Raw genomic sequence first — 5,746 nt, forward strand, 5'->3', positions numbered from 1 at the left:
GACGGGAGCCGCGACGTAGGTGTAGGTCACTGGGTTGCTGGTGCCGCCGGCGGTGGTGACGGTGAGGTCCACCGCGCCGGCGGCCCCCGGGGGAACCACGGCGGTGATCTGGGAATCCGAGATCACGGTGAACGAGGTGGCGGTGGTGTTGGCGAAGCGGACCGCTGTGGCCTCGACGAGGTGGGCGCCGTGCAGGGTGAGGGTGTTGCCGCCCGCGAGCGGGCCCGAGAGCGGTGCGACGGCGGTGAGAACCGGGGCGTGGACGAAGAAGTAGGAATTCTGGAGGGTGCCGGTCCCGCCCGGAGTCGTCACCGTGATGTCGACCGCCCCCGCAACCGCGGCCGGAGCCACGGCGGTGATCTGGGTCGGCGAGAGGACCGTGAAGGACGTCGCCTGGGTGGTACCGAAGTCGACCTCGGTGGTTCCGGTGAGGTTGGTGCCGGTCAGGTTGACGGTGTTCCCGCCCGAGGTGGGCCCCTGGTTCGGGCTGACGGCGGTGAGGGTGGGGGTCACGGAGTAGGTGTAGGAGACTCCGTTGCTGGTGCCGCCCGGGGTGGTGACGGTGACCTGGACGGTGCCGTTCCCGGGTGGGGCGACGGCGGTGAGGACGGTGTCGGAGACGACGGTGAAGGAGGTCGCCGCCGTGGCGCCGAAACGTACCGCGCTGGTGGCGGCCAGCCTCGTGCCGGTGAGGGTGACCGTCGTCCCGCCGGCCGCGGAGCCCGAGTTCGGGCTCACCGACGACAGAACGGGAACGGATGCCGAGGTGTAGGTGAACGCCACCCCGTTGCTCGTCCCTCCAGGGGTCGTCACCGTCACCTGGACGGCGCCGGAGCCCGCAGGCGCCGTCGCTGTGATCTGGGTGGCGGACACCACCGTGAACGACGCCGGAGCAGTACCGAACTGCACCGCGGTGGCACCGGTGAATCCCGACCCCGACAAGGTCACCGACGTCCCTCCGGCCGCCGGGCCCGCACTCGGATTCAGCGACGACAGCACCGGAACCGACGCTGAAGTGTACGTATACGCCACCGCGTTGCTTGTTCCCCCAGCAGTCGTCACCGTCACCTGGGCAGTACCCGAGCCTGCCGGGGCCGTCGCCGCGAGCTGCGTGGACGACACCACCGTGAACGACACCGGGACCGCACCGAACCGCACCGCGGTCGTGCCCGTGAACCCCGACCCCGACAGCGTCACCACCGTCCCGCCGGCCGCCGGCCCCGAACTCGGACTCAGCGCGGAGAGCACGGGTGCGGAGGTGGGGGCGTAGCCGTAGGTGACGAACTCGTTGCTGGTGCCTGCCGAGGTCGTGACGGTGACCTGCACCGTTCCGGTGCCCGGCGGGGAGACGACCGTGACCTGGGTATCCGAGATGACGGTGACCGCAGTCCCCTGCGTGGCGCCGAAGCGTACGGCGGTGGCGCCGGTGAAACCGGTGCCGGTCACCGTCACACTGGTACCGCCCCCCGTGGAGCCCGAGGCTGGCGAGACGGAAGTGACAACGGGCGGGGCGGAAGCGGACGGCAGGTTTTCAGAGGGATGCACAGCCATGGTTCCTTCGAGGGCATGCGCCCGGCCCGGCACCGGAGAAGAAATGCCGGGCCAAGGCTCGTAAGTGATGGGGCGGGCCCGGGCAGGGGCGCGCCCTGTCCGGGCAGGCCGTCCGGACGCCTGAGGACGACGTCCGGACGGTGAGCGGACCGCACGGTAGATCAGATACCGGGTCCGGCGACGTAGGTGAAGCCACCCGCGGCGGTCGCGCTGCCACCGGTGGTGGTCACAACTACATCGACAGGCCCGGCCGTACCGGGAGGAGTGGTGACAGAGAGGATAGTGTCACTGATCACGGCGAATGCAGCGGCCGCGCCGTCGAAGGTGACGGACTGGGTCGTGCTGAGGTTGGTACCGGTGACGGTCACCACCGTTCCGCCAGTCGCCGGACCGGAGTTGGGGCTGAGGGCGCCGATGGTGGGTGCGTCGACATAGGTGAAGGTCAGACCGTTGTTCGTGCCGCCGGCTGTGGTGACACTGACACCTACCGGCCCGGGGCCTGTGCCCGCCGGTACGGTGACGGTCAGCTGACCGTCGTTGACCACCGTCGGGGTCGCGGTGGCGGCTCCGAAGTGCACCGCGCTGGCGGTGGTCAGTCCAGTACCGTTGATGGTAACGGTGTCCCCGCCGGCCGTGACGCCGGTCAGGGGGCTGAGGCTGGACTTGAACGGGGCCCCGATGTAGAAGAACGACAACGGGTTGCTGGTACCCCCAGGAGTGGTCACGGTCACGGGGACCGTCCCGGTACCGGACGGGGACGTGACGGTTACCGAGGTAGGAGTGTTAGCGGTGATGGTGGCTGTCTTGGAGCCGAAGTGCACGGAGCTGGCGTTAGCGAGATTGGTGCCGGTGACCGTGACCGTGGTACCGCCGCCGGTCGATCCCTGGTTGGGAGAGATAGGCATGACATTGTCTCCTTGGCTGAGTGTGTGAAGGAGCGGCGAACCACGGCCGAAAGGCTGCGCTCGCCGCAAGCTGTGGTGTGGATTACCTGGTGGAGTAGGGGCGAGGCCTCGGCCGGCAATCAGGCGCAGCCGCCGACGCTTCCCGGGGGGGCACAATTGTCCGGGGTGTTGCCACTTACTGCGGTGGTGAAGCCCGACAGCAGCACTCCGCCGGAGTTGACGTAGATGCCGCCGCCCCTAAACGCCGCCGAGTTCCCGGTGACCTGGGTGCCGAACAGTGACATGACGCCGTTGTCGTTGTATAGACCGCCCCCGGCGACGGCGGTATTGCCGCTGACGGAACTGAGACTCAAGGAGACCGTGCCGCCCAGGTTCGAGATGCCGCCTCCCGGGTAAGGAGACACGGCGCTGCCGCCACGGACGGTGATCCCTTGTGCGTCCAACTTCCCTTTCGTTCCCGGAACATTGGCGGATCCCTCGACCTGAAGGACGCGGAAGGGCGGCGCGCCCCGCCCGCGCTCGATAATGTTCCCCAGCCCGATTACTTTGATCGGAGCGATGATCGGCGGCAGTCCCACTGGCCCCGCGGGGCCAGTGCCGTGAGCGCTGGTGATCCGGTAGGTGCAGAACGGAAACAGCACCAAGGTGTCCCCGCCGACCACGTTCGCCGCCGTGATCGCGTTCACCAGAGCGGACTCGCTGCACAGCACAGCGGTCTGGGCGTGCGCCGGGGACGGCGCCATGGCCAGCCCCAGGGCAAGGACACAGGCACCAAGGATGGGTCGCAAGGTACGGACAGTTGGCATGACGCCCCCCGAGGGACAATTGAATCGGTCCGGCCCCGATGCCACGAACCGGCCGGGCTGGTGAAGGCACGCCCTCCACGCGGAGCGTGTACCTCACAGTGTCAGGACTGCACCGTCAGGACTGCACCGATTCCTGACTCTCAAGTGGGCATTGAGGTCAGGCAGTTGCTCCCCGGAGAAGGACGGGCGACTTACCGGGATCGGTGGAGCCAGTAGTCCACTCAGGTGAGTACGCCAGCAAGAGTCTTGCCGCCAAGTCACCCGATCGGCATAGCGTGCAACGGAACAAGTACACGACATCACCCAGCGCTCCCGGGAACCATCCGGCACTCGTGCGCCGGCCTGAGGGGCCCTCCGTTTTCCGGACAGCCTGCCGGAACCTGTCAACCTGTTTGAGTCGGTTTGCTGGCGTTTTTAGCTTGCTGTGGCTTCTGTCTCCTGGGTCTGGTTCGTCGGCTTGTCCCTCTCTGTCAAAGTGGTGCGAGGCGGGCATACCGTACGATTCATTGAGTCGATGACCGAGGGCGGAGAAGGAGCAGTACCCCAGTGGCCACCAGTACCAACGACCACGAGGTCCCGGATCCGCGGGTGGAATCCCGTTCGGCCGGCCCGCGCCGGTATTCCGCGGAGTACAAGGCGAGGATCCTGGCCGAGTACGAGACCTTGGACCGGCAGGGCAAGGTTGCTCTGCTGCGTCGGGAGGGTCTGTACTCGTCACTGATCACGAACTGGCGGGAACAGCGGGAGCGGGATGCGAAGACGGCGCTCGCCGCGCCGGCGGGGCGGCCGAAGGCCGACCCGCGGGACAAAGAGATCACTCGCCTGCAAGCCCGCGTCGCCCGGCTGGAAACCGAGCTGGGCAAGGCCCGCACCGTCATTGAGGTCCAGGGAAAACTCCAACACCGGTGACTTAGGCCCTGCGCATTATTAACTCGCTGTCTTGATCTCTGCGGGGATGGTGGCGCCTGCCGTGCTGGCGAGGTGGTGGAGGTCGTCGAGGGTGGCGAGGTGCTGGTCGGCGGGTTGGATGGTGCGTCCGGCTGCGTCGAGGAGTTGGCGGATGTCGCGGATGCGCCGGTTGATGGTGAAGGGCGTGACGCTGAAGAGGCGGGCGATGGCGACTTGTGGGAGTCCGAGCCGGTGGTGGAGGAGGGTGGCCAGGAGCCGGTCGGCGAGGGTGAGCATGGGGCGGGGCCGGTGGTGCCGTTGCCCTTGATGCGGGGCCGGTGGCCGCGCCGCTTGTCGAGTTGGCCCTCGCGCTGGGCGTCGTGGAGGGTCAGGAGTTGGGCGGTCAGGCTGTCCCATTCCTGGGCCGGCATTCCGGTCAGAGCGGGGTGGCAGAGCCACGCGAGGTCGGGACTCGGCTGGTCGAAGGGGTCGGGCGCGTCACTGACCTGGGCGTATGTCTCGGGTCGCAGGGTGTAGTTCCAGTCGCCGTGCCAGTCATGGCGGTGCAGGGGCAGGGCGTCCATCTGCCGGTTACCGATCCGGACGCCGGTTTCGTAGGCGTTGGTGTCGAGTTCGGCGTGCACCGTCAGCCCGGTGCGGGTGGTGGTCGCAGCGATGCTGTTCACGATGACTTCGTGGCTGGTGAGGGGTCTGCCGCGCCAGTTCATGGTGATGTGGGAGAAAAGCTGGTGTTCCACCTTGTTCCATTTTGAAGTACCTGGGCAATGCCGTTGTTTGAGGAGATCAAGCATTGCTGTGACCGGTCGGTGGTCGGGTCGTTGGGCAGGTCATGCATCCGTGGGTGGGGTTGTCTGATGATGTACGGCTGGGGGTGCTCACCGAGTGGGTGACGCCGGAGTTGGTGGACGAGGTGCTCGCCGAGTGCGGGCGGGGCGGGGTGAAGCCGGGCGCGTTGTCGCCGAGGTTCATGGTCTACTTCACGCTCGCGCTGGCGCTGTTCGCGCAGGACTCGTATGACGACGTCGCGGAGAACCTGGTCGGGGCGTTGGAGGGGATGCACGAGACGGTCCCGAACCGGGCCTCGTTCACCAGGGCCCGGCAGCGGCTGGGGCCCGAGGCCCTGGAGATGCTGTTCCGCCGCATCGGCGGGGCGGTGGCCCCGGACGGTCTGGGCGGGTCGTTCTGGCGGGGGATGCGGCTGGCCGCGGTGGACGGGTTCGTGCTGGACGTGCCGGACAGCGAGGCGAACCGGGCGTTCTTCGGCGGCCCGACCGACGCCCGCAAGGCCGAGGCGGGGTTCCCGCAGGTGCGGGTGGTGACGCTCACGGAGACCGGCACGCACGCCTCGATCGACGCCCGGATCGGCGGCTTCAACGGCGGCGAGCGGGAGTTGGCGGTGCAGATGGCCGACTCGGCGGCCGGGATGCTGGTCATCATGGACCGGGGCTTTCCCGGGGTGGAGCTGTGGAAGGCATACACGGGCGCCGGAGCACACCTGCTGCTGCGGGCCCGGTCGACGGTCGCGTCCCGGCCGCTGGAGGTGCTGTCCGACGGGAGCTACCTGGGGCGGATGAG

The 5,746-nt window shown here is 68.2% G+C and carries 5 protein-coding genes and 1 pseudogene; 2 read left to right on the top strand and 4 right to left on the bottom strand.

Annotated elements, in window-relative coordinates; all coding sequences use genetic code 11:
* The 3 genes from EST92_RS30660 to EST92_RS30670 all read right to left on the bottom strand — a co-directional run.
* A partial coding sequence (locus EST92_RS30660; protein WP_275540910.1) for an IPT/TIG domain-containing protein occupies positions 1-1,551 on the bottom strand: 1,551 nt, incomplete at its 3' end.
* Positions 1,552-1,712: 161 nt separating this feature from the next.
* Positions 1,713-2,456 (bottom strand): IPT/TIG domain-containing protein, encoded by a 744-nt coding sequence (locus EST92_RS30665; RefSeq protein WP_129283938.1) that lies wholly within the window; start codon positions 2,454-2,456, stop codon positions 1,713-1,715.
* 119 nt (positions 2,457-2,575) lie between these two features.
* Entirely contained in the window at positions 2,576-3,142 is a 567-nt protein-coding gene (locus tag EST92_RS30670; protein WP_254069176.1) for a hypothetical protein, read from the bottom strand.
* 666 nt (positions 3,143-3,808) lie between these two features.
* On the opposite strand from EST92_RS30670, the gene EST92_RS30675 reads away from it, so the two are divergent.
* Positions 3,809-4,171 carry a transposase gene (locus EST92_RS30675; protein WP_129283939.1) on the top strand — a complete coding sequence of 121 codons (363 nt, stop codon included), beginning with the start codon at positions 3,809-3,811 and terminating at the stop codon, positions 4,169-4,171.
* Positions 4,172-4,189: 18 nt separating this feature from the next.
* On the opposite strand, the pseudogene EST92_RS32505 reads toward EST92_RS30675, so the two are convergent.
* Positions 4,190-4,932 (bottom strand): annotated as a pseudogene (locus EST92_RS32505) (transposase family protein); the annotation flags it as partial.
* 80 nt (positions 4,933-5,012) lie between these two features.
* Here EST92_RS32505 and EST92_RS30690 point away from each other — a divergent pair.
* On the top strand, positions 5,013-5,746 hold a 734-nt coding region (locus tag EST92_RS30690), incomplete at its 3' end, for an IS4 family transposase (protein ID WP_161981804.1).

Origin of the sequence: Streptomyces sp. TM32 (assembly GCF_004122755.1) — a bacterium.
GTDB classification, from domain to species: domain Bacteria; phylum Actinomycetota; class Actinomycetes; order Streptomycetales; family Streptomycetaceae; genus Streptomyces; species Streptomyces sioyaensis.

Excerpts from the sequence above, each read along its gene's own strand:
- EST92_RS30665 (WP_129283938.1), bottom strand. The coding sequence starts at position 2,456 with ATGCCTATCTCTCCCAACCAGGGATCGACCGGCGGCGGTACCACGGTC.